Source organism: Streptomyces sp. NPDC051243 (assembly GCF_044455405.1).
GTDB lineage: Bacteria > Actinomycetota > Actinomycetes > Streptomycetales > Streptomycetaceae > Streptomyces.
In genome coordinates this window covers 416,776-442,756 of record NZ_JBITES010000005.1, presented here as the reverse complement: position 1 = coordinate 442,756, position 25,981 = coordinate 416,776, and the positions used below count along the sequence as shown (strand labels likewise).

The window sequence follows — 25,981 nt, the reverse complement described above, 5'->3', positions numbered from 1 at the left end:
CCCTTCAAGGAGGTTCACTTGTCCAGCCTTCCTCATATCCACCGGCGCCGTTTCCTGGCCGGAACCGCCGCGCTCGCGGCCGTCGTGGCCCTCTCGGCGTGCGGCGCGAAGACCGACGCGGCCGGCTCGTCCGACAAGGCGGCGAAGATCGACGTCAGCGGCGACACCGTCAAGGTCGGTCTGCTCAACTCGCTGTCCGGCACGATGGCGATCAGCGAGGTGACCGTACGCAACTCGCTGATGCTCGCCATCGACGAGATCAACGCCTCCGGTGGCGTCCTCGGCAAGAAGATCAAGCCGATCAGCGAGGACGGCGCCTCCGACTGGCCGACCTTCGCCGAGAAGGCGACCAAGCTCATCAAGGAGGACGGCGTCGCGGCCACCTTCGGCTGCTGGACCTCCGCCAGCCGCAAGGCCGTCAAGCCGGTGTTCGAGAAGAACAGGTCGCTGCTCTTCTACCCCGTGCAGTACGAGGGCCTGGAGGAGTCGCCGTACATCTTCTACACGGGCGCGACCACCAACCAGCAGATCGTCCCGGCCCTCGACTACCTCAAGAGCAAGGGCCTGAAGAAGCTCTACCTGGTCGGCAGCGACTACGTCTTCCCGCGCACCGCCAACAAGGAGATCAGGGCGTACGCCAAGGCCAACGGCATGACGATCCTCGGTGAGGACTACGCGCCGCTGGGGTCCACGGAGTTCAGCACGATCGCCAACAAGGTGAAGGCTTCCAAGGCGGACGCGGTGTTCAACACCCTCAACGGCGACTCGAACGTGGCCTTCTTCAAGGAGTACAAGTCGGCGGGCCTGACGGCGAAGAGCATGCCGGTCGTCTCGGTGTCGATCGCCGAGGAGGAGGTCAAGTCGATCGGCACGCAGTACCTGGACGGGCAGCTGACGGCCTGGAACTACTACCAGACGACGCCGGGCGCCGCGAACGAGACGTTCGTGAAGGCGTACAAGGCGAAGTACGGCCAGGACAAGCCGACCAGTGACCCGATGGAGGCCGCCTACGTCTCGGTCTACCTGTGGAAGGCCATGGTCGAGAAGGCGAAGTCCTTCGACCCGGAGAAGGTGAAGGCCGCCTCCGACGGCATCACCTTCGACGCGCCCGAGGGCAAGGTCACGATCGACGGGGCCTCGCAGCACATCTACAAGACCGCCCGGATCGGCAAGGTCGGCTCCGACGGACTGATCGAGCAGGTGTGGGACTCCGGCAAGCCCATCAAGCCGGACCCCTACCTCAAGGGCTACTCCTGGGCCTCCGGCCTGTCCTGACCGATCGCCTCGTGGGGCCCGGCACGCCCGCCGGGCCCCGCTCCCCCGCCTCCCCGGAGCCGCCGTATGACCGTGATCCTCGGTCAGACCTTCACCGGCATCAGCATCGGTGCCGTCCTGCTGCTCATCGCGCTCGGCCTCTCGCTCACCTTCGGCCAGATGAACGTCATCAACATGGCCCACGGCGAGTTCATCATGGCCGGCGCCTACACGACGTATGTCCTGCAGAAGTCCATTTCGAGCGCCGGAATTTCGCTGCTGGTCGCTCTTCCCGTCGCATTTCTCGTCTCGGGTGCCCTCGGCGCACTTCTCGAATGGCTGCTGATACGACGTCTGTATCTGCGGCCCCTCGACACACTTCTCGTCACCTGGGGCGTCTCGCTGATGCTCCAGCAGCTCGCCCGGGACGTTTTCGGCGCGCCGAACGTGCAGACCCGCGCACCCGACATCCTCACCGGGAACATCACTCTCATCGGCGGCGACGATCCGCTCACCGTCGCCAACAGCCGCCTGTTCATTCTCGGGTTGGCGGTCGCGGCCGTCGTCGCGCTGTCGCTCACGCTGCGGCTGACGCCGCTGGGCCGCCGGATCCGTGCCGTGGTGCAGAACCGCGACCTCGCGGAGGTGTCCGGCATCTCGACCTCGACCGTGGACCGTACGGCGTTCTTCATCGGCTCCGGGCTCGCGGGTGTGGCCGGGGTGGCGCTGACGCTGGTGGGTCCGATCGGGCCGACGATGGGCACCAACGTGATCATCGACGCCTTCCTGGTGATCGTGGTCGGCGGTATCGGACAGCTCAAGGGCACGGTCATCGTCGCCTTCGCGCTGGGCGTGCTGCAGTCGGTGCTGGAGTACTCCACCACCGTCAGTGTCGCCAAGGTGCTGGTGCTCGTCGGCATCGTCGCGTTCCTCCAGTGGCGGCCGCAGGGGCTGTACACGCTGCGGACGAGGAGTCTCGTATGAACCTGCTCAAGAGGCCGTCGGTCCGGGCGGCGGCCGGTTTCGCCGGGTCGGCCGTCCTGCTGTTCGCCGTCGCCCCGCTGGTCCTGTCCGACTTCCGGCTCGGGCTGCTCGCCAAGTACCTGTGCGTCGCGATGGTCGCGGTCGGCATCTGTCTGGCCTGGGGCCGCGGCGGGCTGCTGACGCTGGGCCAGGGTGTGTTCTTCGGGCTCGGCGGCTACGCCATGGCCATGCACCTGAAGATCGCCGACGCGGGGCCCGGCAACCTGCCCGACTTCATGCAGCTGTACGGCACCGCCACCGAACTCCCCTGGTGGTGGCAGCCGTTCGCGAACCCGGTGTTCGCGCTGGCCGCGACGTTCCTGCTGCCGATGGCGGTCGCGGCGCTGCTCGGCTCCTTCATCTTCCGGCGCCGGGTCAAGGGCGCGTACTTCGCGATCCTCAGCCAGGCCCTCGCCGCCGCCTTCGCCATCTGGCTGATCGGCCAGCAGGCCACGACCGGCGGCACCAACGGACTCACCGACATCCAGGGCTTCTTCGGCTACGCCCTGGACGACCCGGTCAACCAGCGGACGGTGTACTTCATCATCGCGGCCGTCCTGCTGCTGCTCATCGCTCTCGCCCGCCAGCTCGTCCAGAGCCGCTACGGCGAACTCCTCGTCGCCGTGCGGGACTCGGAGGAGCGGGTGCGCTTCCTGGGCTACGACCCGGCGAACGTCAAGCTCGTCGCCTACGTCGTCGCGGCCGGCATGGCGGGCCTCGCGGGTGCGCTGTTCGTGCCGGCGGTCGGCATCATCTCGCCGGCGCTGATCGGCATCGTGCCCTCGATCGAGTTCGTCATCGGCGCGGCGGTGGGCGGCCGGGCCAGCCTGGTCGGCGCGGTGCTCGGCGCGATCGCGGTGGCCTGGGCGAAGACGGCGCTGTCGGAGGAGTTCCCGGCGGCCTGGACCTACTTCCAGGGGCTGCTGTTCATTGTCGCGCTCGCCTTCCTGCCGGGTGGTCTGGCCTCGCTGGCGACTGTCATGCGGCGACGGCGGGCGGCAGCGGAAGAGGAGAAGAAGGCGGCCGTCATCCCGGTAGGAGAAGCAGCATGACCGGCCTCGAGATACGACAACTGCGAGTGTCCTTCGACGGGTTCACGGCCGTCGACGGAGTCGACCTCGACGTGCGCCCGGGCGATCTGCGGTTCCTCATCGGTCCCAACGGCGCGGGCAAGACGACCCTCGTCGACGCCGTCACCGGACTGGTGAAGGCGGCGGGATCGGTGCGGTTCGGCGGCGAGGAGCTGCTCGGGCGGAGCGTGCACCGGATCGCCCGCTCGGGCATCGGCCGGACCTTCCAGACCGCCACGGTCTTCGAGGAGTTGACGGTCCTGCAGAACCTGGACATCGCGGCGGGCGCGGGGCGGAGCATGTGGACCATGCTGCGGCGCCGCAAGGGCGTGCCCGAGCCGGTCGCCAGGGCGCTGGAGACGGTCGGGCTCACCGAACTCGCCGACTCCCCCGCCGGGACGCTCGCGCACGGTCAGAAGCAGTGGCTGGAGATCGGCATGCTGCTCGTGCAGGACGTACGGCTGCTGCTGCTCGACGAGCCGGTGGCGGGCATGAGCCACGACGAGCGCCAGGCGACCGGCGAGCTGCTGCGGCGCATCAGCGAGGAGCGGACCGTGGTCGTCATCGAGCACGACATGGACTTCATGCGCTCGTTCGCCCGCAGCGTCAGCGTGCTGCACGCGGGCAAGGTGCTCAGCGAGGGCACGGTGGCCGACGTGCAGGCCGACCCGAAGGTGCAGGAGGTGTACCTCGGGCACACGGCCGCCGAGGCGACGCCCGCCGACGCGGCCGTTCAGGAGGCGTGATGCTGCAGATCGACGACGTACGCGTCGGCTACCACCGCAGCAGCGTCCTGCACGGGGTGTCCGTCGAGGTGCCGAAGGACGGCGTCGCCGCGGTCCTCGGCCACAACGGCGCCGGCAAGAGCACGTTGCTGCGGGCCGCCGTCGGTCTGCTCACCCCGACCGGCGGGACCATCCGGCTCGACGGCGAGGACATCACCCGCCGCAAGCCGCACGAACGGGTCGCGCGCGGGATGGCGTACGTCCCGCAGGGCCAGCAGTCGTTCCCGCAGCTGACGACCGCCGAGAACCTCCAGCTGGTCGCGGACGGGCGCAGACGCGGGAGGGCGGCGGTGGCCGAGGCGCTGGACCTGTTCCCGGCGCTGAGGGCGCTGTCGGGTCGCCGCGCGGGTCTGCTCTCCGGCGGCCAGCGGCAGCAACTCGCCATCGCCCGCGCCCTGGTGACGGAGCCCCGGCTGCTGCTCCTGGACGAGCCGACCGAGGGCATCCAGCCGTCGGTGGTCGCCGAGATCGAGGAGACGATCCTCGCGCTGGCCGCCCGGGGCGGGCTGTCGGTGCTGCTGGTCGAACAGCACGTCGGGTTCGCCATGCGGGCGGCGCAGCGGTACTACGTCCTGGAGGCCGGTCGGGTCACCTCGTCCGGCGAGGGCGGTGCGGAGGGCGAGGGGGCGGTGCGGGAGGCGCTCAGCGTGTGAGGGTGGCCCCGCGCCGCTGAAGGAAGGCGCGCTCCGCCGGGCTCTCGGTGAGCGCGACGGCCGCCTCGTACGCCCGCGCCGCCTCCGCGTCACGCCCGAGCCGACGCAGCAGGTGGGCGCGGACGGCGTGGAAGACGTGGTAGCCGTCGAGGTCCAGGGCGTCCACGAGGTCCAGGGCCTGCCGCGGGCCCTCGACCTCGGCGACGGCGACCGCCCGGTTCAGGGCCACCACAGGGCTGGGGGCGAGGGCCATGGGGTGGTCGTACAGCCGCAGGATCTGCCCCCAGTCCGTGGCTCCGGCGGTCGGCGCGTCACTGTGCACGGCCTGGACGGCGGCCTGGAGCTGGTACGGCCCCGGCCGGTTCCGGCGCAGACAGCGCCGGACGAGCCCCTGCCCCTCGGAGATCAGCGCGCGGTCCCACCGGGCACGGTCCTGCTCGGGCAACGGCACGAGCTCGCCGTGTGCGTCCTGCCGGGCGTCCCGGCGCGACTCGACGAGCAGCATCAGTGCGAGCAGCCCGGTGGCCTCGGGTTCGTCCGGCATGAGCTCGGTCAGCAGGCGTCCGAGGCGCACGGCCTCCTCGCACAGGCCCGCCTCACCCTCGTACCCCTGGTTGAAGATCAGGTAGACGACGGCCAGCACGCCCGTGAGACGGTCCGGCAGGTCGGCGTCGCGGGGCACGCGATACGGGATCCCGGCGTTGCGGATCTTCGCCTTGGCCCGCACCAGCCGCTGTGCCATGGTCGGCTCGGGCACCAGGAAGGCGCGGGCGATCTGGGCGGTGCTGAGCCCGCCGAGCAGGCGCAGGGTGAGAGCGACCCGCGCCTGGACGGCCAGGGCGGGATGGCAGCAGGTGAAGATCAGGCGGAGCCGTTCGTCGCGCACGGGGCCCTCCTCGGGCGGTGCGTCGGGGGCGTACAGCAGCGCGGCCTGGGCGTGGCGTTCGTCCCGGGTGGACTCGCGGCGGAGCCGGTCGATGGCACGGTTGCGGGCGGTGGTGATGATCCAGCCGGCGGGGCTCGGCGGCACTCCGCTCTCCGGCCAGCTCCGCACGGCCGTGGTGAAGGCGTCCTGGACCGCTTCCTCGGCGAGGTCGATGTCGCCGAGGAAGCGGACCAGGACGGCGACCGCGCGGCCGTACTCCGCGCGGAAGACGTCCTCGACGTCCGGGACCGTCATCGGTCCTCGGCCTCCCCCATGAACGGCCGCACCTCGATCGGCAGGGTGGTCGCCAGGGCCAGCCGGCGGCCCCACTCGAGGGCGGCGTCCAGATCGGGGGCCTTGATCAGGCTGATGCCGCCGAGCATCTCCTTGCCCTCGGCGTACGGCCCGTCGGTGACCAGGACGTCGCCGTCGCGGGGCCTGAGCACGGTGGAGGACTCCGGGCCGTGCAGTCCCCCGGCGAACACCCAGGCGCCCGCCTCCCGCAGCTCCCGGTTGAGGGCGTCGAGGTTCTTCTCGATCTCACCCAGGACCTCCGGGGCGGGCGGCTCCCCGACGGGCTGCATCACATTGAGCAGGTAGTACTTCATGACGGCCTCCTCGGGCCTTCGTCGTGGTCTCCACCCCTTACACGAACGGCCCGCTCCCGGATCGACACCACCACCATGATCTCGAACAGCTCTACACATAAAGAAAAAATAAGCGCAGAATGACCCTAGGCGGCGCTTACCGCATACCGCACCAGAGCGGTCAGGCCTGCGAGTCAAAGGAGACGAGTCATGGCCAACGTGCAGCCCACCAGAGGTGACATAACCGCCCACCCGGATGTAACCGAAATGCGGGACCGCTACGCCCGCATGCTCGGCGGTCGCGACGTGGCGCTCGTGGACGGACCGGTGTTCCTGCTCGGTCTGTACTGCGCGGTGTCCCCCTGGATCCTCCACTACACGACCAGCCAGCCCCCGCTCGTGACCCACAACCTCATCGTGGGCATCGCGATCGGCCTGCTGGCCCTCGGGTTCACCCGGGCCCCGGAGCGCATGTACGGCCTCAGCTGGGCCTTCTGCGCGATGGGCGTCTGGATGATCATCGCGCCGTGGATCGTCGGTGACAGCCCGGACGCGGGTGTCGTCGTCAACAACATCATCATCGGCGCGCTGGCCGTGATCCTGGGGATGCTGTGCGCCGGCACGGCCGCGAAGAGTACCCCCAGGCCGTAACGGACACCGCCGCAGACGCACCCGGAGGGGAACCCTTACCGGCCGGTCCGCGCCCGCGGACCGGCCTCGTCGCGTCCACCCTCGCGGCCGCCGACCACCCTCAGCGGGCCGGCATCAGCCACGGCTCCTGAGGCAGCACGTGCCCGGTCTCCAGGAGCGACTTGAGGTTGGACAGCACGGCCGGCCAGCCGGACGCCACGTCGGCGCGCGCGCTCTCGTCCGGCAGGTCCTCGTGCGTCACGGTGAGCCGGACGATCTCGGCGTGCTGCTGGATGTCGAAGGTGACCCTGGAGTACTTGTCCTCCTGCCCCTCCTCGTCCGGCGCCACCCAGGTGGTGACCAGACGCTTCGGTCGCTCGCTCTCCACGACGGCGCCGACCACGTCGGCGATGCCCGAGCCGTCGGTGCGGACGTGTTCCCAGCGGGAGCCCCGCTGCCAGTCCGAGACATTGCTGTGGCCCCAGTAGGCGGCGGTCAGGTCGGCGTCGGTGAGCGCGTCCCAGACCTTCTCGGGCGTGCTCTCGATGTAGGTGACGTACACGAAGGTGGGCTTGTCGATCATCGCTTCCTCGGCTCGTCGTTTCACGGCCCCCAGTACGCGCAGGCGCGGGTGCTCGAACTTGTCGATCCACCGCTCCTGGATCTCGTGCAGCGGGACCGGATTGAGGTAGTGCAGCTTCTCCCGCCCCCGCCGCACCGTGCCGACCAGGTTGGCGGCCTCCAGGACGGCCAGATGCTGGGTCACCGATTGGCGTGTCATGTCGATGCGCGCGCACAGCTCGCCCAGCGTCTGCCCGTTGTGCTCGTGCAGCCGGTCCAGCAGCCGTCTGCGCGTGTCGTCGGCCAGCGCCTTGAAGACCTGGTCCATCCCTGAGTCGCTTCCCGATGGCACACTCAAAGTTATGCAGGTAAATACCTGCATGTCAATCGAGGCGCTTTGTTCGTTCTGAGCCATATAAGACGAATGACCGTTACATGATGTACGGGGTTCCTTGATGGAGGGTCCGTAGCGTCGAACACGTCGAAACGAACGCCACCGAAGGAACGACTCACTGATGCGTGCTCCCCGCACCCTGCGCACCGCCCTCGTCGCCACCGGCATCACCGCCGTCCTGAGCGTCTCGGCCGCCGGCGCCCTCGCCGCCGAGGCACCCGCCAGCGGGGCCGGCCCGTCCGCAAGGCACCAGTCCACGGCGCAGCGTGTCCACGTGAAGACGGTGAAGCTGGCGGACAAGGTCAGCCTGGCGGAGGTGTACCGGACCGGCGAGAACCGCTACGAGGCGGAGATCTGGGCCCGGGGCGTCCGGTACGGGACCCTCTACACCCAGGGCCTGCCCACGCACGCCCAGCACAACGGGCTGCACCTCGCCCTGCAGCCGGACGGCCGGTTGAGCTCGTGGGTCGACGGAACGGCGACACCGGAGCCGACACCCACCGCGCCCGCCGCCTGACGCCGGCCCACTCCTCTCGCCCGCGCTCGTCGACCCCGCGACGGCGCGGCGCCGCCCCCCTCGCCGCGAACAGCGCAAGCAACTCCCGCACGCACCACGACCGTTCGTGGGCGTACGCCGTACGGTCGCTCCGACCCGCACGACCTCGTCGACAGCCCCGCCGCCGAGCACCCACTCCGTATCCGCACCCCCGCCGACCAGCGCGAGCACGAGCCGAAACCACTCGCCAAGGACGCCCACGTCCGGGCACGCTGCGCTCATGGATCACACGGAAGCACTCCTCATCGGGGGACGGGCCGGGGTCGGCAAGACCACGGTGGGCTGGGAGGTCTCGGCCCGCCTGCGGGCCGCGCAGGTCGCGCACGCCGTCATCGACGGCGACTTCATGGGATACGTCCATCCGGCACCGGCCGGCGACACGCACCGGGCCGGCATCACGGAGCTGAACCTGGCCGCCGTGTGGCGGAACTACGCCGAGCTCGGGTACCGGCGGCTCGTCTACACGAACACCGGCAGTGTGCTGGACGAGACCGCGCCGATGTTCCGCCGGGTCATGGGGGACGGCGTACGGCTCGTACGGGTTCTGCTCACCGCCACCGACGCGACGGCCGAACAGCGGCTGACCGGGCGTGAACTCGGCTCCGAGCTGGAGCACGAGGTGCGCAACAGCGCCCGCAAGGCACGACTCCTCGACGAGCGTGCGCCCGCGGACGTGCTTCGCGTGCGGACCGACGGCCGCACGGTGATCGACATCGCCGCCGAAGTGGTGGCCGCCACGGGGTGGGGCGGGGGCGGAGCCTGAGTCGCATGGGACCGGCGTCGGCGGCAGGTTGAAGTGGAACCGACTGTCCCCGCCTTCAAGGGGAACTCGAGTCCGTGCGGGGACAGGAGGAAGAGGAACGAAATGGAGATCTCGGGCATCATCAGTGCCATTGTTATCGGCATCGTCATCGGTGTGCTGGGGCGCCTCGTGATTCCGGGCCGTCAGCGCATCGGGGTTCTGTGGACGATCCTCGTCGGCATCGTGGCCGCGCTGCTCGGTTCGGCGATCGCGGCCGGCCTCGACGTGGCCGACACCGACGGCGTCGACTGGATCGAGTGGCTGATCCAGATCGGCCTCGCCGCGCTGGGCGTGGCCGCACTGGACAGGACCAAGGCGCGGCGCTGACGTGGTACGCGCACAGCGACGCGGACCCGGGGCGCGCATGGGACGTCATGCGCGCCCCGACCTCATGACTGCCCCGGCGTCATGAGTGCCCCGGCGTCATGACTGCCCGGGCATCGACTTCGGCAGACCGAACTGCTCCGCCACGCACCGGACATGGGCGCCCTCTCGGCGCTCACTCGGCCCGACACCGGTGGGCTCTCCCTACGGCACGTACACGTACGGCGTCGTGGTGGTCAGCGGTTCGAAGCCGAGGCGCTCCAGGATGGGGCGGCTGGTGCTCATGGCGTCGACCTGGAGATATCGGTAGCCGCGGTCCGCGGCGGCACGGGCGCGGTGGGCCACCAGGGCTCGGTAGATGCCACGCCCGCGCCAGGCCTCGACGGTTCCGCCGCCCCACAGTCCGGCGAACCGGGTGCCGGGCACCAGCTCCATGCGGGCCGCGCTCACCGGTGTGTCGCCGGCCAGCGCGACCACGGCGACCACGGTGTCCGGGTCGGCCGCAAGGCGGGCGAGCAGTTGGTGGCGCATCCGGGAACTGTCGGTGCCGAAGGCCTTCTCGTGCACCTCCGCGACGAGGTCGACGCCCCTCGCGTCGGTCACCGGCAGGACGCGGATGCCGTCCGGCGGCTCGGCGTCCAGGAACAGACCGGCGACCTCGCCGATCATCAGCGTCTCCTCGGGCTGGGCAGTGAAACCGGCGTCCCTGAGCCGCCGCCCGAGGTCCACCGGGAGGTCGTGGCCGTACAGCTTCCACTCGAACTCGCGGCCGAGCACGGTGAAATGGGCGATCTGCTCGGTGATCGCCGCGTCGGCGCCCGCCTCGTCCAGGTCCGACCACACGACGCCGTTCCAGCCGCGCCCCGAAGAGATCTGGCGGACCACGCGCCCGGTCCGCTCGACCCGGGCGTCGGGGCTGTCCGGCTGGGCGCCTTCGCGCATGTCCCGGTCGTACAGGGCGAGTATCGAGGCATGATCCATGGACTCACTCCAGCATCGGGCGAGGCCCACGGCAACAGCTTTACCGGTCAACGGCATCATCGCCACTCCAGGACAGTGTGCGCGGCGAGGGAGCGATCATAGGGTGCCCAGGGATGACCGCGCCGCGAGGAGGGCCGTACACGATGGTCGTGAGGGATGCCGAACTGCCTTACCTGCGCCGATGCGTCGAGCTCGCGACCGAGGCACTGGAGGCCGGGGACGAACCCTTCGGTTCGGTGCTCGTGGGGGCGGACGGCGCGGTGCTCGCCGAGGACCACAACCGGGTGGCCTCTTGCGACCGCACCCGGCACCCCGAGTTCGAGCTGGCACGCTGGTCAGCCGCCCACCTGTCGCCCGAGGAGCGGGCGGCCGCGACCGTCTACACCTCCGGCGAGCACTGCCCGATGTGCGCGGCCGCGCACGCGTGGGTCGGCCTGGGACGCATCGTGTACGTCGCCTCGTCGGAGCAACTGGCCGGATGGCTGGCCGAGTTGGGGGTTCCCGCCCCGCCGGTACGGACGCTGCCGGTCCAGGAGGTCGCCCCGGGTGTGGCGGTGGAGGGCCCGGTGCCCGAGTTGGCGGAGGAGGTCCGTGCGCTGCACTTCCGGTTCCACCGGCGAACGGGCTGACGGGTGGTTTCGCATGCCGTACGGCCCGGACGCCGGTGTTCCGGTCGGGTGCGGCTAGCCGAGTTCCAGTGTGGTGACGCCGAAGACCTTCTCCTGCGCGTAGGGCCGGACCGGCCCCGTGTACATGCGGGCCGTCTCGAAGGAGGGCGTGAAGCCGGCCTCCTCGGCGAGGGCGACCGCCACCGCGTTGGTCTCGGGCACGTCGATGGCGACCTCGCGGCCGGCCACCTCCGCGGTCAGGGCGGCCAGGACGGCCCGGGCGTCGTCGGCGGTGTCGGCGAAGAGGGGGCCGATGCGCGGGCAGTCGTGGCCGGGGCGGATCACGCCGTAGCCGGTGACGCGGTCGCCGTCGCGGCGGACGACGGCGTGGTGTCCGGGCCCGGTGAGCCAGTGCTCGAGGAAGCGGGGGCGGTCGGCCGGCGTGCAGGTGCCGTCGTACGCCTTGATCTCCGCCAGGTCCGCGGGCCGTACGGCGCGGACGTCCGCCGGGGCCTCGACGGCGGGGGCGGTGCCGGTGAACCGGAAGGTGCGGTGGGCGGGCTCGAAGCCCGAGCGGCGGTAGTTGTCCTGCTGGGCGACGACGCCGTCCAGGCCCACCGTGCGGTTCTCCGCGTGCGCCAACGCCGTCTTCCACGTGGTGAGGCCGTAGCCACGGCCGCGCACGTCGGGGCGGACCAGATACCAGCCCAGGAAGGCGTAGTCGGAGCCGTAGTTGACGACGGAGATCGACGAGACGGGCTCGCCGTCGATCCGGCCGATGAAGAAGCCCTCCGGGTCCTGCGCGAAGAAGGCCGCACTGTCCGCGACCCCCGGGTTCCACCCCTCGGCGACGGCCCAGTCGCGCACCACCGGCCAGTCGTCGAGGTCGGCCCGTGTCACCACGAGGTCTTCGGGGGCCGGAGAGGCCATCGGTGCGCTCCATTCCTTCGGGGGTGCGTGCGCACGGTGATCGACCGTGCGCACGACATCCTTTCGGATGGTCGGCGGGGGCGTCACGGCATGATCAAGCCGTTGCCGCGCAAGGGGGTACCACCGCACGCGTGTCCGCAGGAGAAGGAACGAAGGCCCCACCGCTCGCCTGCCGGGTGGGGCCTTCCGTGCCAGTCGCGCAGGGCGGGGTCAGCGCACCGCGCGCGGGCGGAAGCGCCGGTACAGAATGGCCCCGCCCAGCACGAGAACCGTGCCGCCCGCCGCTGCTGCGAGGGTCTGGTCCGCTCCCGTGTGGGCGAGGGAGCCCTTGGACCCTTGAGGGACGAACGCGGGCGGCACCGCCCTCGTCCGCGGCGGGTGTGTCCTCGGCTCGGACGGCTTGGGCGCCGGCCTGGTGGTGGGGGGAGGGCTGCCGTCGGGACCGTTCACCGACTCGTTGCCGGTCACCGCGTTGCCGACGCCGACCACGTTCACGCTGTTCCCGCTGACGTTCACCGGGAGGTGGACCGGGAGCTCCACGACATTGCCGGACGCGATGCCCGCCGAATCCTTTCCGCTCCCCTCGGCCGAAGCGCCGCCGCGCGACGCGGCGCCCGGCTTGCCGCCGCCGTCCTTGTTGGCGCAGCTGTTGCCCGCGGCGGGGTTGAGCAGCCCCACCACGTTCACGGTGTTCCCGCACACGTTCACCGGGACGTGCACCGGGAGCTGGACGGTGTTGCCGGCGAGCAGCCCGGGCGAGTCGGCCGCGGCACCGTCCGCCGCTGAGTCGGCGTACGCCGGCATCACCATGGCCATCGCGCCCGAGGCGGCGACGGCGATCACACCGTTTCGGGTAACCCGTCTCATAGGTTCCCTGCCTTCCAGACATGGTCGCGGGCGTTCGCCCGCACCGGATAAAACGCGTGCGATCCATTCGAGTTATGGCTTATCTGCCTTTCACCCCATCGAGCGGCACGGTTGTCGAACTAGTGGCAAAAACGCCCGATAGGCATGCAAGGGGCGCAGGGTACGCCCGCCCAGCCGGTCCCGCACGTCCGGAGGCGTGCGTTCCGGGCGCCGCTTATCGTGAGCGAGGACGCCGTTTCCCGGTCCGCGACGGGCGTCTTTGGAGGCATTGATGCTGGCCAAGCTGTCAACGCGGCCCACGCTGCGGCGCTGCGCGGTCACCGGCGCGGTCGGGATGGTTCTGCTCGGCACGGGTCTGCCGATGTCCACGGACCGGTCCGACCCCGACCTCACGCGCTTCTACCAGCAGCAGGTCACCTGGGCGAAGTGTCCGGGCGAGGGGCTGCCGAAGGACATGCAGTGCGGCAAGGTCACCGTCCCCCTCGACTACGCCGACCCCAAGGCGGGGACCCTCGATCTGGCGCTCGCCCGCTACCGGGCGACGGGCGACAGGCGGGGCTCAGTGCTGCTCAACTTCGGCGGGCCGGGCGGCCCCGGCGTCCCCGAGTTCGCGACCGGCGCCAAGGAGTTCATGGAGCTCACCGACAACTACGACATCGTGACCTTCGATCCGCGCGGCGTCGGCAGATCCTCGCCGGTCAGCTGCGGAGACGGCCAGGAGGACATCGAGGTGGAGGACGACGGCACGGAACTCGGCCGCGATCCGCGGAAGGTCCTGGAGCGGTTCAAGCAGGCGGCCGCGGCGTGCGCCCGGCACTCCGGACCCGTCCTTCCGCACATCGGGACGGTCAACGCCTCCCGCGACATGGACGTGATGCGCCAGGCCCTCGGCGACAAGAAGCTCAACTACCTGGGCTTCTCCTACGGCACGCGGCTCGGCGCGGTGTACGCCGCCCAGTTCCCCGAAAAGGTCGGCCGCTTGGTGCTCGACGGCGTGGACACGCTGACCGAGCCGCTGACCGAACAGGGCCTGGCGGGCGCCCAGGGCCAGCAGAAGGCGCTGGAGGAGTTCATCAACTGGTGCGTGAAGGACATCGCCTGTCCGCTCGGTCAGGATGCGCGCGAGGCGAGGAAGCACGTCGTACAACTCGTCGACTCGCTGGACGAGAACCCGGTGCCGTCCGCGTTCGGCGACCCGTTCACCGGGCAGGACCTGGTCGGCGCCATCGGACAGGCACTCTACAGCGAGGACTTGTGGCCCGCCCTGGAGCGAGCCCTCGCCTCGCTGGTCGAGGGCGGCGACACGCACGCCGTCGAGTCCTTCGCGTCCGCCGGGGCCGCACCCCGGCAGCGCGAGGAGACCGGCGATCCCGACGGCGGTCTCGTCGACGCCGAGGACGTCCCCCTCGACAACCTCTCCGCGGCCCTGATGGCGATCAACTGCGCGGACGATCCCGACCGCCCCACCGGCGAGGAGATCGTGGGGAGTCTCGACCGGCTGCGCGCCGAGTACGAGGAGGCGTCACCGGTCTTCGGCCCCTACCGGCTCAGCTGGGTGCTGCTGTGCTACGGCCGGCCCAAGGGTACGGACTTCATCCGCGACGAGGTGAAGGACGTGCACACGCCGAAGATGCTCCTCGTGGGCACGCGCGGCGACCCGGCGACGCCGTACCGCTGGACGGTGGAGACGGCGAAGCGGCTCGGCACCTCGGCCGTGGTCCTGGACAACAAGGGCAGCGGCCACACCGGATACGCCTCGTCCAAGTGCGTGCACCGCAAGGTCGACGCCTTCCTGCTGTACGGCACACTGCCCGCCGACGGCAGTTCCTGCGGGCCCGAGGACGAGCGGGAATCCTGAGGGCGCCCCGGGGAGGCGGGCCGCGCCGAAGCGCCGGATTGCCCCTAATGCCCGATCGGCGAATCGGTCCTATCGTGCTGTTATGGAGCACGCACTCAGTCCCACGACCCTCATCGAGCTGCGGCGCCCGCGCCCCTATCCGGCCGTGTCCGTGCTGACGCCCACGCATCGCCGAGAGCCCTACCGGGCCCAGGACCACGTCCGGCTGCGCAATGTCGTGGCCGAGGCCAAGAAGCAGCTGGAGGCCGATCCCTCGGTCACCCGCGAGCGACGGGCGGATGTCGAGCGGCAGCTCGACCAGGCGCTCGCCGAGGTCGATCTGACGTACGCCGAGGACGGTTTGGTGATCTTCGCCGCCCCCGGTGAGCACCAGGTGTGGTCGCTCGCCCGCACGGTGCCCGAGCGCGTGGTGCTCTCGGACACCTTCCTGACCCGCAACCTCGTCTCCGCGGAGGCCGCCGAGCGGCCGTTCTGGGTGCTGTCGGTCTCGGCCGACCGCGTCACGCTGTGGACCGGCGGTCCGGAGCGTGTCACCGAGGCCCGCATCGGTGGCTTCCCGCTGACCAGGCGCGTCGAGAACTTCGACGCCGAGCGCCGGGAGCGGATCGGCGACAACCCGAGCACGTTCCGCGACGAGGGCACCCGCCACTTCCTCAAGGACGCGGACTCCGCGATGAGCGCGATCCTGCGGGACAACCCACGACCGCTGTACGTCACCGGCGAACAGGCGGCGCTGTCCCTGCTGGACGAGATCGGCGGCGTCGGCAAGGAGGCGGTGCACGTGCCGCACGGCGGCCTCGCGCACGCCTCGCACGAGGCCGTGTGGCAGGCGATCCAGCCAGTGATCAGCTCCGAGAACCGCAGGAACACCGACGCCGTGACACGCGAACTCGAATCCGCCATGGGCCGCAAGGCGTTCGCGGCGGGTGTCGACGAGGTCTGGCGCAGCGCCCGCGAGGGCCGGGTCCGGCTGCTGGCCGTCGAGGAGAACTACCGGGTGACGGTGCGCGGCGAGGACGGCGGCCATCTGATCCCGGCCGAGAGCGGCGACCTCGACGCCCGCGAGGACATCGTGGACGAGATCGTCGAGCAGTGCCTGGAGACCGGAGCGGACGTTCGTTTCGTACCGGACGGCACGCTGAGCGACGCCAGCGGGATCGCCGGGGTGCTGCGGTACTGACACCGGCTCTCACCGGTTCGTCGAGGAGGCGGCACAGCGGCGGTCCGGTCGCCTCCTCGACGGTTCACCTCCTCACGCAGGCGGCCGTCCCATCGGTCCGGCCTCCTCACACACCACCGAAGAGCGCGCTCAGGCCGCGCTCCACCACAGCCCCGAGGTCCTCCTCACCGGGCGGCACCACGGCGTAGGTGCGCAGCAGGAAGCGGTTCAGGGCGGAGGTGTCGAACTGGAGCAGCGCCATGCCGTAGGGCGAGTGCAGTTCCACGACCGTGCGCTCCGCGCCGCACGGCCAGATGTGCACGTCTCCGTCGCCGGCGGGCCCGCGCAGCCCCGACTCCAGCAGGCTGCGGGCGAAGATCCAGGTGGCGCCCTGCCCATCGAGAGAGACCTCGCCCGGGAAGTCGATGTGCACCGCCAGCGGATTCGTGGAGGCGTACCGCAGCTTGGCGGGAACGGGGAGTTCGCGCTCCTCGCCGGTGATCAGTCGGGCGCGGGCGGGCTGCTCGAGGGCGATGTCCATGGGCGGTCTCCCCTGCGGGTCGGAGGTCGGACGGTTTTGCCGCTGTGCTTTTACGACTCCGCAGGTGCCCTTTGCATTACACGGAAGGCCACTCCATTTATGTGAGCTGCGTCACTCTCGAAGGATGCATCCCTCCGGCCGCCGCCGATCTCCGCGCCACTTCTGGAACACGCGGCCGTCGAACACACGCATGAGCGCCGTACGGCCGTCTCGCGAGACCGTCAAATCGCGTACGTCGTCTACGACTTGACCCCTTCGCAGGTGTACGGCATTGGCACGGGTCAGGCCCTCCGTGAAGACTCTGGCATATGCCAGACGCACCACCGTATCGGGTGTTGCCAAATCCCTTACGGGGCGTCGCGGGCTGTGCAAGAGTCGTAACGGTCCTTCCGTCAGCCTTGGTCGTACCGTCCCGCATCGGAGTGCGTCATGCCGCCCCATCTCTCTGCGGACCATCCCGCCGCCCAGCCGCCCGGTCGCGGCTCGGTCGACGCGCTGATATCGCAGACCCGGCGGCTCCGGGGCGACGTCGACGCCGTACGCCGGGACACGCCCAGCGACGGCGCGGACCCGCAGGACCGGTGGCAGCGGGCGCTGTACGACCTCGCCCTGCACCAGCTCAACGATCTCGACGAGCATCTGGCACAACTGCGGGACGGCCCGGACCCCACTTCCCCCGGTCCCGCGGGCCCGCCCGCCGAACAGACCGCACCGTCCGCTCCTCGGCGCGACTCGCTGCTCAGCCGGGTCGGCAGCGCGGAGTGGAACCTGCTGACGGACGAGGCCAGTTGGTCCGGCGAGCTCTACCAGATCCTGGGGCGTGACCCCGCCGCTGCCCCGCTCACCCTCGACGAGCTGCCGTCCCTGGTGCTCGACGAGGACCGGCCGAAGCTGACGGCGATGGTCACCCACTGCCTGGTCGACGCCAAGCCCATCGACGGGGAGTTCCGCATCGTGCGGCCGGACGGCGAGGTCCGGACCGTGCACATGATGGGCGAGCCCGTGCTCGACTCTGACGGCAGCGCCGCCTCGATGTGGGCCGTGCTGCGGGACGTCAGCGAACTGCGCCGCCGCCGGCACGCGGTGAGCGAGACCCGTGACTCGCTCCAGCGCCACCGGCACCACGTGCAGACCGAGCACCGGCTCGCGGTAGAGCTGCAGGAGGCCGTGCTGCCGCCGTGGCGCGGCTCCCTGCGGCTCCCGCACGGGGGCCCCCGGACACTGGATCTCGCGGCTCGCTATCTGCCCGCGTCGACCAGCGCGCTGATCGGCGGTGACTGGTACGACGCCCTCGAACTCGCCGACGGGGCGACGCTGTTGAGCGTCGGCGACCTCACCGGGCACGGCGTCGCCGTGACGTCGGGCATGGCGACCCTGCTGGGCGCCGTCCGCGGCATGGCGATGGCGGGCACCCAGCCGGGACAACTGATGTCCTGGCTCAACCAGTTGCTCGACGCCACCGTCCAACCGGCCCTCGGCAGCGCCGTCTGCTGCCGCTACCGGCCCGACACCCGCACCCTGACCTGGGCGCAGGCCGGACACCCCGCCCCGCTGCTGTTCCGCGACGGGACGGGGCGCAGGCTGAACCCGCCGGACGGCGTCCTGCTCGGCGCCACCTCCGGTGCCGTCTACGCACAGGCCGAGGAGACCCTCGAGGTGGGCGACCTCCTCCTGCTGCACACGGACGGGCTGGTGCCCAGGCACAGCGCGGACTCCCCGAACCGGCTCCTCGACCTGGCCCCCCGTCTCGGCGGGGCACGCGACGCACAGGACTGCGTACGGCTGGTCGTGGAGGAGTTCGGTGAGAGCGAGCGCGAGGACGACGCCTGCGTGCTCGTGGCCAGGGTGACGTCCTAGACGTACGGTTCGACTTGCTGGTCGGGTGACGCCTGGTACTGCCGGAATCGATCAGCTGCACAGTCCCCCTATGCCTGTGCGCTGTTGCCGCCCTCGGGCCGCTTCGCCTTGGGCAGCGCCAACCGGATCTCCTCCCGCAGTTCGTGGATCCTCGGATAGCTGGAGTACTCGGCGGTGAGCCGGTACATCTGGCGCAGCCGGTCCCAGGTGCGTCCGGACGAGTTCGAGCCCATCGACATCAGGGCCAGCCGTGCGTACCGGTCCGCCTGTTCGGGGTCGTCCGCGATGAAGCAGGCGGACGCCATGGACAGATGGTCGAAGATCTTCGACCGCTCCCGGCCGTCGATGCGCAGGGCCAGCGCCTTCTCCGCGTAGTGCTGGGCGTGCACGGCCGCGCCCGGCTCGAACTCGGCCAGCGTGCGGTAGGCCAGGGCCTGCATGCCGTACAGGTCCTCGTCCTTGAAGGTCTGCATCCAGCTCGGCGGCGGAACGTCCCCCCGGTCGGAGACGAAGAGGTCCTCCGCCTGTCCGAGGGTGCGGCGCATGGCCTGGCCCTTTCCCATCGACGCCTGCGCCCAGGCCTCGATGGTGTGGAACATGGCCTTGGTGCGCGGCAGCACCTGGTCGCCGGAGCCGGACTGGGCGAGTTTCATCAGGTCGAGTGCGTCGTCGGGCCGGCCCAGGTGCACCATCTGGCGAGCCGCTCGGGAGAGCGCCTCCCCGGCGCGGGGCCGGTCGCCGCCCTCTCGGGCCGCGTGGGCGGCGATGACGAAGTACTTCTGTGCCGTGGGCTCCAGGCCGACGTCGTGCGACATCCAGCCGGCGAGGACGGCGAGGTTGGCGGCGACGCCCCACAGGCGCCGCTGCAGATGTTCGGGGTGGCGGTAGGCGAGCATGCCGCCCACCTCGTTGAGTTGTCCCACGACTGCCTTGCGCTGCAGCCCGCCGCCGCGGGCCGCGTCCCAGGCCCGGAACACCTCGACCGAGCGCTCCAGTTCCTCGATCTCCTGAGAACCGATCGGGGCCGCCTCGTACCGGTCGAAACCGGCGGGGTCGGCGTGCAGAGGGTCGTCGAGTCGGGGGGCGTCGGCCTTGAGGGCCGGGTCGGTGTGCAGCCAGTCGTGCATGGCGCTGCTGAGTGCGGATCCCGCGGCGAGCGCGGCACCCGCGCCCACCAAGCCGCGTCGGTTGAGCATGAGGTCCATTCCCGTGAATTCGGTGAGGACCGCGGCGGTCCGTTCGGGCGCCCACGGCACACCGTCGGGATGCTCCACACTCCCGCCGTCCTGCCGTTTCCCCGCACGCCCGTGCCGGACCAGACCGAGGTCCTCGATGGTCACGACACGGCCGAGACGCTCGGTGAACAGAGCTGCCAGCACCCGCGGCACCGGATCGCGTGGGATCTCTCCCATGTCGATCCACCGCCGCACCCGCGAGGTGTCGGTCGCCAGCTGGGGGTGGCCCATGGCCGCCGCCTGCCGGTTGACCAGCCTCGCGAGTTCGCCCTTGGACCAGCCGGCCAGGCCGAACAGGTCCGACAGGCGGGTGTTGGGTTCTCCGCTCACTTCAAGCCCCCAGGTTCTCGGCTGAGTTGACAGTAGCCCCGTGAGAGTTGCCCCGGGACTATTCGCCAGGGTTCGCCAGGGTGCGCCAGATGGTGTGCCACCAGGCATCGGGTGTCAGGTAGGAACGCGCCACCCCGACCCGGTCGCCTTCTGAGTACGTGGGTGCATTCCCCAGGGTGCACCCGGGCGGCCGGATCGGGCAGCGCTTTGTCGTCGCAGGCACACGAAGGGATCTGTCTCTCCCATGTACGCAGCATCGTCCTCCGTGTCCGCCCCGCCCCGGTCGCTGCGTGCCCGCCCGGCGGGCAGCGGCCCCTACCTCGACCCCGCGCGGCCGACGGCCGCCCCCGTGCTCGGCGCGGGCCGGCCGCGCCGCCCCGCGGGGCTCGGCACCCAACCGCTCAGCGGGAGACTCGACTTGTCCGGCCCTCAGGGCGCCCAGCTGCGTACGGCGATCGCGTCGGTGCACAGGATCTGCCCCGAGTTCGCCCCGGTGCAGGTGCTGCGCCGCAGCGGACGGTCGGTACTCCTGGTCGGCACGACCGGGCGCAGCACGGCCGTCGCCAAGTGTTTACTCGACCACTCCCCGGCGTGGGCCGAGCGGATCCGGCACGAGATAGCGGCATACCGCTCGTTCGTCCGGCACCGCCCTCCGGTGCGTGTGCCGAGACTGATCGCGGCGGATCCGGACAACTGCACGCTCGTCATCGAGCGGATGCCGGGCCGGGTGGCGGCACTGCAGCGACACCCGTTGGAGGCGCCGCCGCGTGCGGACATCAGGGCGGCGCTCGGCGCGATCTGCCGGCTCAACGCGTGGCGGCCGCCGGCGGGCACGTTCGACGCCCCGCTGGACTACGCGACGCGGATCTCCCGGTACCACGAGCTGGGCCTGCTCACCGACCGGGACATGGGTGATCTGCAGAAGCTGCTGCACGGCATCGCGGCGACCGCGGGCCGGCAGGGCATGGGCCAGTTCTGCCACGGCGACGCACTGCTCTCGAACATCCTGCTCTCACCGGCCGGTCCAGTGCTGGTGGACTGGGAGCACGCGGGCTGGTACCTGCCGGGCTACGACCTGGCGACGCTGTGGTCGGTGCTCGGGGACGCACCGGTGGCGCGTCGGCAGATCAGCCAGATCGCCCAGTCGGCGGGTCCGGCTTCCCGGGACGCGTTCCTGGTGAACCTGATGCTCGTGCTGACCCGGGAGATCCGTACCTACGAGACGGCCGTGCAGCGTTCGATGCACGACTCGACCCCGGCGGCACCGGGAGTGGCCCACCCGGGTGCTGCGCCGTCCGGCGAGGAACAGCGGCTGCTGCTGAGGCGGCTGCACGACGACTGCCAGCTGGCCCGACGGGCCGTTCGAGCGGCGGTCGGCACTCGCTGACGGGGACGGTGGTCCGCGGTGCACAAGGGACGACTGTGCACCGCGGGCCTTCGTATGTCCGCCGCCGTACGCCCCCTTGGCGTACGGCAGTGACGCCCCTCAGGCCCGGGAGCCCCGCCACGAAACTCCCGCGGCGCTCGACCTCCAGGGCATTTCGCCGGCACGGCGGCATGATTGACGGATCGTCGGACAGCCGGTACCACAGACGCACGCCCGGCCCCGCACGGCTCATCGCGCCCGACCGTCCCAGGAGGCTGCAATGCGCGGATCCGTCACCGCCCCCGACCGAGCGGCCGGGCACAGACGCACCCGGCCCGCAGCCGTCGCGTCGGCCGCGGTGGCGCTGCTCCTCCCGCTGCTGGGCGCGGCCCCGCCGGATTCCCCGGGCGCGGCGGACCGCCTGCAGTCGGCGTTCGCCTCCGCCGCCGCCGAGTACCACGTGCCGCAGAGCGTCCTGCTCGGCGTCTCCTATCTGCAGTCCCGCTGGGACGCGCACGCCGGGGCGCCCAGCGTGACCGGCGGTTACGGCCCGATGCACCTCACCGACGCCCGCGCCGCGCTCGCCGAGGCGACGCCGCACCACAGCGAGGGCACGGAGGACGCGCGCGGCGACAGCGCCCGCCCGCCCCTGCTCCCCGCCGGGAAGCCGCCACGGGCCTCAAAGATCCCGGCCAGACTCAGCACGTTGCCGAGGGCGGCCGAGCTGACCGGGCTGAGCCCGCAGGCGCTGCGTACGGACCCGGCCGCCAATGTGGCCGGCGGCGCCGCCCTGCTCGCCGCCGCGCAGAAGGAGCTCGGCGAGCCGCTGAGCTCCGATCCGGCGGACTGGTACGGCGCGGTGGCCCGCTTCTCCGGCGCCGACGACAGGGCGACGGCCACGGCGTACGCGAACGACGTGTACGAGGTTCTGCGCACCGGCCAGGAGCGCCGTACCGACGCGGGGCAACTGGTCGCCCTCGCCGCCCAGCCGGGGCTCTCCCCCGACATCGCGCAGCTGCGGCGGGCCGGGCTGCGCACGGCCAACACGGCTGGGACGGAGTGCCCGCCGACGGTGTCCTGCGAGTGGATCCCGGCGCCGTACGAGGAGTTCGGGGAAGGCGACTACGGCAACCACGACCTCGGCAACCGTCCGGTCTCCCAGGGCATCGACTACATCGTCATCCACGACACCGAGGGTGCTTGGGAGGGTGTCCTCCAGATGGTCCAGGACCCGACCTATGTGTCGTGGCAGTACTCCCTGCGCTCCACCGACGGCCACATCGCCCAGCATGTGAAGGCCAAGGACGTGGCCTGGCACGCGGGCAACTGGTACGTCAACGCCAAGTCGATCGGACTGGAGCACGAGGGTTTCCTGGCGCAGCCGGACTCCTGGTACACGGAGGCGATGTACCGGTCCTCGGCCCGCCTGGTGAGGTATCTCGCCCACAAGTACGGCATCCCGCTGGACCGGCAGCACATCCTCGGCCATGACAACGTTCCGGGCCCGACCCGTTCGACGATCGGCGGCATGCACACCGACCCGGGCCCGTACTGGGACTGGCGGCACTACTTCGAGCTGCTCGGCCGCCCCTTCGTGCCCACGGCGGGCCCGAACGGCGGCATGGTGACGATCCGCCCGGACTACGCCACCAACCGGCCCGAGTACACGGGCTGCGCGTCCGCGGGCCGGCCCTGCGCGGCCCACGGTTCGAGCGCGGTGCGCCTGTACTCCGGGCCCGGTGAGTCCTATCCCCTGATCAAGGACATCGGTCTGGGCGGCACCCCGAGCACCGGGGTGAACGACCTGTCCTCGCGGGTCTCGACCGGCCAGCAGTACGCGGTGGCCGGACGGGACGGCGACTGGACGGCGATCTGGTACCTCGGCCAGAAGGCGTGGTTCAGGAACCCGGCCGAGAAGCCGACCGCGGTGAACGCGACCGGTCTCGTGGTGACGCCCAAGGACGGCGCCACCAGCGTCCCGGTGTACGGGCGCGCCTATCCCGAGTCCTCCGCCTATCCGCCGGGCGTCCCCGCCCAGGCCGTCTCGCCGCTGCCGTACACCCTGCCCGCGGGCCAGCGCTATGTGATCGGTGACAAGGTGCCCGGCGAGTACTACTACGCCGTCACCTTCGACACCGGCTCGCACCGGGTCGTCGTCGGCAAGGACCTGTACTACGAGATCCAGTACGGCCACCGGGTCGCGTTCGTGCGCGCGGCGGACGTGCGGGTGGTGCCGTCGGCCGCCTGACGGCACCACCACGCGGACGTCGGTCCGGCGAGGCGTCAGCCCTCGCGCTCCCAGGTGTACCGCCGCCCGGCGACCGCCCTGAAGGTCAGGTCCCCGTCCTTGAACAGGTCACTGCGCACGGTGAGTTGACGAGTCCGGGACGCCTTCAGGGCGATACGGGTGGCTCGTCCGTCCGCCCACTCGATGTCGAGGGTGGCGCCGCCGCGGGCGCGCAGGCCGCGCACGGAGCCGGCCGGCCAGGCCTCGGGCAGGGCGGGCAGCACCTCGATGACGTCGTACTGGCTCTGCAGCAGCATCTCCACGATCCCGGAGGTGGCGCCGAAGTTGCCGTCGATCTGGAACGGCGGATGGGTGTCCCAGAGGTTGGGCAGGGTGGAGGACCTGAGCTGCTCGCCGAGCATCTTGTGGGCGTGGTCGCCGTCGCGCAGCCGCGCCCAGAAGTTGATCTTCCAGGCCTTGGACCAGCCGGTGCCGCCGTCTCCGCGTGCGGTCAGGGAGACCTTGGCGGCCTCGGCCCATGCGCTGCCGGGCTCGATCTGCCGCCCGGGATGGAGGGCGAACAGGTGCGAGACGTGCCGGTGGGTGTCGGTGGGGTCGTCCAAGTCCTCCTTCCACTCCTGGAGTTGTCCCCAGGAGCCGATCCGCAGGCCCGGGTCGAGCCGGGCCAGTGTCTCCTCGACACGGCGGCGGAAGTCGGGCGTGTCGCCGAGGGTCCGGGCCGCTTCGAGGGTGCTGGTGAGCAGGTCGTGGACGATCTGCTGCGACATGGCCGCGCCGGCCGTGAAGTCGCCGTGCTCGGGCGAGTAGCTGGGGGTGACGACGAGGGTGCCGTCGCGCGGATCGGTGCGCAGGTTGTCGAGCCAGAACTCGGTGGCCTCCTTCATCACCGGGTACGCGGTGGTGCGGAGGTAGTCGGTGGAGCCGCTGAACCGGTAGTGCTCGTAGAGCTGTTGGGTGAGCCAGGCCGCGGCCTCGGGGAACCAGAACGCGGTCGCCCAGTTGTGCACACCGGTGAAGCCGTACGGGTTGGTCTCGTTGTGCACGACCCAGCCGCGCGAGCCGAACATCTCCTGTGCCGTACGGCGTCCGGGCGCGCGCAGGGCCTCGACGAAACGGTCGTACGGCTGCGTCGTCTCGGCGAGGTTCGCGGCCTCGGCGGGCCAGTAGTTCATCTGGATGTTGATGTTGGTGTGATAGTCCGCCGACCACGGGGGCGTGGTGCTGTGGTTCCAGACGCCCTGGAGGTTGGCCGGCAGGGAGCCGGGGCGGGAGGAGGCGATGAGCAGGTAGCGGCCGTACTGGAAGTAGAGGGCCTCCAGGGCGCGGTCCGCGGTGCTCGTCCCGCCGGTGTACCCGGCCAGGAGCGCGTCGGTGGGCACGTCCGCCGGAAGTGACTGGCCGATGTCGAGGCCGACCCGGCCGAAGAGTGCGCGGTGGTCGCGGACGTGGCGGGCGAGGAGTGGCTCGTAGCGGTCGCCGGCCCGCTCCACGGCACGGGTGACGGCCGGGTGCGGGTCCGGGCCGCGGTAGTCGGGGTAGGTGTCGGAGTAGTCGGTGCCCGCGGCCAGGACGAACCAGGCGCTGTCGGCCCCGGTGACGGTGAGGGTGCCGTCGGCGCCGGATGTGACGGTGCCGCCCTGGCTGCGCACCCGGACCTGTGCCTCGAAGCGCAGCCCGTTGTCGGCGAGCGCGCCCCGCACGGTCAGGGTCGCGTCGGCCGCGGTGGCGGTGAAGTCGGCGCGGGGCGAGGTGTAGCGGAGGGTGAAGCTGACGTTGCCTGGCCGGTCGGCGTGGAGCCGGCCCACGATCACGCCGTCGGGGTGGGAGGCGAAGAAGTCCCTTCGGTGGCGGATACCTTGGTGGATGTAGGTGACCGAGGCGACGGCCTTGTCGAGGTCGAGTTCACGGCGGTAGTCCTCCGGGGTCGTCGTCGGCGCGCCGGGCAGGTCGAGGTGGAGGTCGCCGAAGGTCTGGTGGGCGCCGTAGCCGATCCGCGGCTGGCCGAGCCGGTCGGCCACGGTCTCGGGGTCGAGGGTGGTCCGCGTGTCGAGGTCGTCCTGTACGGCTAAGACCGCGCCGGGGCGAGGGGTCCGCCAGTTGCCGTGGTCGTAGCCCTGGGCGGAGCCGGGGCCGCCGGTCCAGAGTGTCTTCTCGTTGAACTGCAGTCGCTCCGAGGCGAGGGTGCCGAACACCATCGCGCCGAGCGCCCCGTTGCCGACGGGCAGAGCCTCGCGCTCCCAGTCGGCGGCCGGGGCCTCGTACCAGAGCACGGACGGCTCCCTCGATACATCGGATGAATCAGCGGCAGCAGCTTCGGTGGCTGCAGCTCCCAGAGCGAGCCCTCCGACTCCTCCAGCCGCTGCCTTTAAGGTCGCTCTTCGGGTGATCCCAGATGGCTCATACGACATGACCCCTGACGCTAGACATCCGATGACTC

General features: G+C 71.0%; 24 protein-coding genes. 15 read left to right on the top strand and 9 right to left on the bottom strand.

Translation table 11 applies throughout. The annotated features are described in order from the left end of the window. Window positions 1–18: 18 nt before the first annotated feature. The 5 genes from urtA to urtE all read left to right on the top strand — a co-directional run bounded on the left by urtA (window position 19) and on the right by urtE (window position 4,785). On the top strand, window positions 19–1,275 hold the full coding sequence (gene urtA, locus ACIBAG_RS15820; protein WP_399105238.1) for an urea ABC transporter substrate-binding protein: 1,257 nt from the start codon (window positions 19–21) through the stop codon (window positions 1,273–1,275). 66 nt (window positions 1,276–1,341) lie between these two features. Then, on the top strand, window positions 1,342–2,238 hold the full coding sequence (gene urtB / locus ACIBAG_RS15815) for an urea ABC transporter permease subunit UrtB (RefSeq protein WP_399105236.1): 897 nt from the start codon (window positions 1,342–1,344) through the stop codon (window positions 2,236–2,238). Then, window positions 2,235–3,329: an urea ABC transporter permease subunit UrtC gene (urtC, locus tag ACIBAG_RS15810; protein ID WP_399105233.1), complete on the top strand. Its 1,095-nt coding sequence runs from the start codon at window positions 2,235–2,237 to the stop codon at window positions 3,327–3,329. Before urtB ends, urtC begins: the two co-directional genes overlap by 4 nt. Next, window positions 3,326–4,093: an urea ABC transporter ATP-binding protein UrtD gene (gene urtD, locus ACIBAG_RS15805; RefSeq protein ID WP_399105231.1), complete on the top strand. Its 768-nt coding sequence runs from the start codon at window positions 3,326–3,328 to the stop codon at window positions 4,091–4,093. Before urtC ends, urtD begins: the two co-directional genes overlap by 4 nt. Continuing rightward, a complete protein-coding gene (urtE, locus tag ACIBAG_RS15800) occupies window positions 4,093–4,785 on the top strand; it encodes an urea ABC transporter ATP-binding subunit UrtE (RefSeq protein ID WP_399105229.1) in 693 nt (230 codons plus the stop codon). Before urtD ends, urtE begins: the two co-directional genes overlap by 1 nt. Here the strand turns inward: urtE and ACIBAG_RS15795 are convergent. Next, a complete protein-coding gene (locus ACIBAG_RS15795; RefSeq protein ID WP_399105227.1) occupies window positions 4,775–5,965 on the bottom strand; it encodes an RNA polymerase sigma factor in 1,191 nt (396 codons plus the stop codon). The genes urtE and ACIBAG_RS15795 overlap by 11 nt on opposite strands. After that, window positions 5,962–6,318: a YciI family protein gene (locus ACIBAG_RS15790; protein WP_399105225.1), complete on the bottom strand. Its 357-nt coding sequence runs from the start codon at window positions 6,316–6,318 to the stop codon at window positions 5,962–5,964. Before ACIBAG_RS15790 ends, ACIBAG_RS15795 begins: the two co-directional genes overlap by 4 nt. A gap of 189 nt (window positions 6,319–6,507) precedes the next feature. Between ACIBAG_RS15790 and ACIBAG_RS15785 the strand changes: the two genes are divergently transcribed. Beyond that, a complete protein-coding gene (locus ACIBAG_RS15785; RefSeq protein ID WP_399105223.1) occupies window positions 6,508–6,948 on the top strand; it encodes an SPW repeat protein in 441 nt (146 codons plus the stop codon). Between the two features lie 100 nt (window positions 6,949–7,048). On the opposite strand, the gene ACIBAG_RS15780 is transcribed toward ACIBAG_RS15785, so the two are convergent. Then, on the bottom strand, window positions 7,049–7,816 hold the full coding sequence (locus ACIBAG_RS15780; RefSeq protein ID WP_399105221.1) for an ArsR/SmtB family transcription factor: 768 nt from the start codon (window positions 7,814–7,816) through the stop codon (window positions 7,049–7,051). Between the two features lie 187 nt (window positions 7,817–8,003). Between ACIBAG_RS15780 and ACIBAG_RS15775 the strand changes: the two genes are divergently transcribed. From ACIBAG_RS15775 to ACIBAG_RS15765, 3 genes are all read left to right on the top strand, one after another. Next, a complete protein-coding gene (locus tag ACIBAG_RS15775; protein WP_399105219.1) occupies window positions 8,004–8,399 on the top strand; it encodes a hypothetical protein in 396 nt (131 codons plus the stop codon). Window positions 8,400–8,658: 259 nt separating this feature from the next. Further along, complete coding sequence (locus tag ACIBAG_RS15770) at window positions 8,659–9,201, top strand: hypothetical protein (protein ID WP_399105217.1); 543 nt, start codon at window positions 8,659–8,661, stop codon at window positions 9,199–9,201. A 102-nt stretch (window positions 9,202–9,303) separates the two neighbouring features. Continuing rightward, window positions 9,304–9,567, top strand: a complete 264-nt coding sequence (locus ACIBAG_RS15765) for a GlsB/YeaQ/YmgE family stress response membrane protein (RefSeq protein WP_399105215.1) — start codon at window positions 9,304–9,306, stop codon at window positions 9,565–9,567. A gap of 201 nt (window positions 9,568–9,768) precedes the next feature. On the opposite strand, the gene ACIBAG_RS15760 is transcribed toward ACIBAG_RS15765, so the two are convergent. Further along, entirely contained in the window at window positions 9,769–10,545 is a 777-nt protein-coding gene (locus ACIBAG_RS15760; RefSeq protein ID WP_399105213.1) for a GNAT family N-acetyltransferase, read from the bottom strand. Between the two features lie 143 nt (window positions 10,546–10,688). Between ACIBAG_RS15760 and ACIBAG_RS15755 the strand changes: the two genes are divergently transcribed. Then, window positions 10,689–11,174 (top strand): nucleoside deaminase, encoded by a 486-nt coding sequence (locus ACIBAG_RS15755; RefSeq protein WP_399105439.1) that lies wholly within the window; start codon window positions 10,689–10,691, stop codon window positions 11,172–11,174. Window positions 11,175–11,228: 54 nt separating this feature from the next. Here ACIBAG_RS15755 and ACIBAG_RS15750 read toward each other — a convergent pair whose 3' ends face one another. Then, window positions 11,229–12,083, bottom strand: a complete 855-nt coding sequence (locus tag ACIBAG_RS15750) for a GNAT family N-acetyltransferase (RefSeq protein WP_399105211.1) — start codon at window positions 12,081–12,083, stop codon at window positions 11,229–11,231. Between the two features lie 210 nt (window positions 12,084–12,293). Further along, window positions 12,294–12,950: a chaplin gene (locus ACIBAG_RS15745; RefSeq protein WP_399105209.1), complete on the bottom strand. Its 657-nt coding sequence runs from the start codon at window positions 12,948–12,950 to the stop codon at window positions 12,294–12,296. A gap of 271 nt (window positions 12,951–13,221) precedes the next feature. Here ACIBAG_RS15745 and ACIBAG_RS15740 point away from each other — a divergent pair, with 271 nt between their 5' ends. Beyond that, window positions 13,222–14,808 carry an alpha/beta hydrolase gene (locus ACIBAG_RS15740; protein ID WP_399105207.1) on the top strand — a complete coding sequence of 529 codons (1,587 nt, stop codon included), beginning with the start codon at window positions 13,222–13,224 and terminating at the stop codon, window positions 14,806–14,808. Between the two features lie 82 nt (window positions 14,809–14,890). Further along, a complete protein-coding gene (locus tag ACIBAG_RS15735) occupies window positions 14,891–15,988 on the top strand; it encodes a chemotaxis protein (RefSeq protein ID WP_399105205.1) in 1,098 nt (365 codons plus the stop codon). Between the two features lie 106 nt (window positions 15,989–16,094). On the opposite strand, the gene ACIBAG_RS15730 is transcribed toward ACIBAG_RS15735, so the two are convergent. Then, entirely contained in the window at window positions 16,095–16,508 is a 414-nt protein-coding gene (locus tag ACIBAG_RS15730) for an SsgA family sporulation/cell division regulator (RefSeq protein WP_399105203.1), read from the bottom strand. Between the two features lie 429 nt (window positions 16,509–16,937). On the opposite strand from ACIBAG_RS15730, the gene ACIBAG_RS15725 reads away from it, so the two are divergent. Continuing rightward, complete coding sequence (locus ACIBAG_RS15725) at window positions 16,938–18,365, top strand: PP2C family protein-serine/threonine phosphatase (protein ID WP_399105201.1); 1,428 nt, start codon at window positions 16,938–16,940, stop codon at window positions 18,363–18,365. Between the two features lie 68 nt (window positions 18,366–18,433). Here ACIBAG_RS15725 and ACIBAG_RS15720 read toward each other — a convergent pair whose 3' ends face one another. Continuing rightward, window positions 18,434–19,930: a hypothetical protein gene (locus ACIBAG_RS15720; RefSeq protein ID WP_399105199.1), complete on the bottom strand. Its 1,497-nt coding sequence runs from the start codon at window positions 19,928–19,930 to the stop codon at window positions 18,434–18,436. Between the two features lie 244 nt (window positions 19,931–20,174). On the opposite strand from ACIBAG_RS15720, the gene ACIBAG_RS15715 reads away from it, so the two are divergent. Then, on the top strand, window positions 20,175–21,317 hold the full coding sequence (locus tag ACIBAG_RS15715) for an aminoglycoside phosphotransferase family protein (protein WP_399105197.1): 1,143 nt from the start codon (window positions 20,175–20,177) through the stop codon (window positions 21,315–21,317). 259 nt (window positions 21,318–21,576) lie between these two features. Next, window positions 21,577–23,544 carry an N-acetylmuramoyl-L-alanine amidase gene (locus ACIBAG_RS15710; protein ID WP_399105195.1) on the top strand — a complete coding sequence of 656 codons (1,968 nt, stop codon included), beginning with the start codon at window positions 21,577–21,579 and terminating at the stop codon, window positions 23,542–23,544. 35 nt (window positions 23,545–23,579) lie between these two features. On the opposite strand, the gene ACIBAG_RS15705 is transcribed toward ACIBAG_RS15710, so the two are convergent. Further along, window positions 23,580–25,814: a glycosyl hydrolase family 95 catalytic domain-containing protein gene (locus ACIBAG_RS15705; RefSeq protein WP_399105192.1), complete on the bottom strand. Its 2,235-nt coding sequence runs from the start codon at window positions 25,812–25,814 to the stop codon at window positions 23,580–23,582. Window positions 25,815–25,981: the final 167 nt, after the last annotated feature.

Bases quoted from the DNA above. Each gene is read 5' to 3' on its own strand.
- urtD (WP_399105231.1), top strand. From the start codon at position 3,326: ATGACCGGCCTCGAGATACGACAACTGCGAGTGTCCTTCGACGGGTTC.
- urtE (WP_399105229.1), top strand. From the start codon at position 4,093: ATGCTGCAGATCGACGACGTACGCGTCGGCTACCACCGCAGCAGCGTC.
- ACIBAG_RS15750 (WP_399105211.1), bottom strand. From the start codon at position 12,083: ATGGCCTCTCCGGCCCCCGAAGACCTCGTGGTGACACGGGCCGACCTC.
- ACIBAG_RS15790 (WP_399105225.1), bottom strand. From the start codon at position 6,318: ATGAAGTACTACCTGCTCAATGTGATGCAGCCCGTCGGGGAGCCGCCC.
- ACIBAG_RS15730 (WP_399105203.1), bottom strand. From the start codon at position 16,508: ATGGACATCGCCCTCGAGCAGCCCGCCCGCGCCCGACTGATCACCGGC.
- ACIBAG_RS15765 (WP_399105215.1), top strand. From the start codon at position 9,304: ATGGAGATCTCGGGCATCATCAGTGCCATTGTTATCGGCATCGTCATC.
- ACIBAG_RS15760 (WP_399105213.1), bottom strand. From the start codon at position 10,545: ATGGATCATGCCTCGATACTCGCCCTGTACGACCGGGACATGCGCGAA.
- urtC (WP_399105233.1), top strand. From the start codon at position 2,235: ATGAACCTGCTCAAGAGGCCGTCGGTCCGGGCGGCGGCCGGTTTCGCC.
- ACIBAG_RS15785 (WP_399105223.1), top strand. From the start codon at position 6,508: ATGGCCAACGTGCAGCCCACCAGAGGTGACATAACCGCCCACCCGGAT.
- ACIBAG_RS15770 (WP_399105217.1), top strand. From the start codon at position 8,659: ATGGATCACACGGAAGCACTCCTCATCGGGGGACGGGCCGGGGTCGGC.
- ACIBAG_RS15795 (WP_399105227.1), bottom strand. From the start codon at position 5,965: ATGACGGTCCCGGACGTCGAGGACGTCTTCCGCGCGGAGTACGGCCGC.
- ACIBAG_RS15780 (WP_399105221.1), bottom strand. From the start codon at position 7,816: ATGGACCAGGTCTTCAAGGCGCTGGCCGACGACACGCGCAGACGGCTG.
- ACIBAG_RS15775 (WP_399105219.1), top strand. From the start codon at position 8,004: ATGCGTGCTCCCCGCACCCTGCGCACCGCCCTCGTCGCCACCGGCATC.
- ACIBAG_RS15710 (WP_399105195.1), top strand. From the start codon at position 21,577: ATGCGCGGATCCGTCACCGCCCCCGACCGAGCGGCCGGGCACAGACGC.
- ACIBAG_RS15725 (WP_399105201.1), top strand. From the start codon at position 16,938: ATGCCGCCCCATCTCTCTGCGGACCATCCCGCCGCCCAGCCGCCCGGT.
- ACIBAG_RS15740 (WP_399105207.1), top strand. From the start codon at position 13,222: ATGCTGGCCAAGCTGTCAACGCGGCCCACGCTGCGGCGCTGCGCGGTC.
- urtB (WP_399105236.1), top strand. From the start codon at position 1,342: ATGACCGTGATCCTCGGTCAGACCTTCACCGGCATCAGCATCGGTGCC.
- ACIBAG_RS15715 (WP_399105197.1), top strand. From the start codon at position 20,175: ATGTACGCAGCATCGTCCTCCGTGTCCGCCCCGCCCCGGTCGCTGCGT.
- ACIBAG_RS15755 (WP_399105439.1), top strand. From the start codon at position 10,689: ATGGTCGTGAGGGATGCCGAACTGCCTTACCTGCGCCGATGCGTCGAG.
- ACIBAG_RS15735 (WP_399105205.1), top strand. From the start codon at position 14,891: ATGGAGCACGCACTCAGTCCCACGACCCTCATCGAGCTGCGGCGCCCG.
- ACIBAG_RS15745 (WP_399105209.1), bottom strand. From the start codon at position 12,950: ATGAGACGGGTTACCCGAAACGGTGTGATCGCCGTCGCCGCCTCGGGC.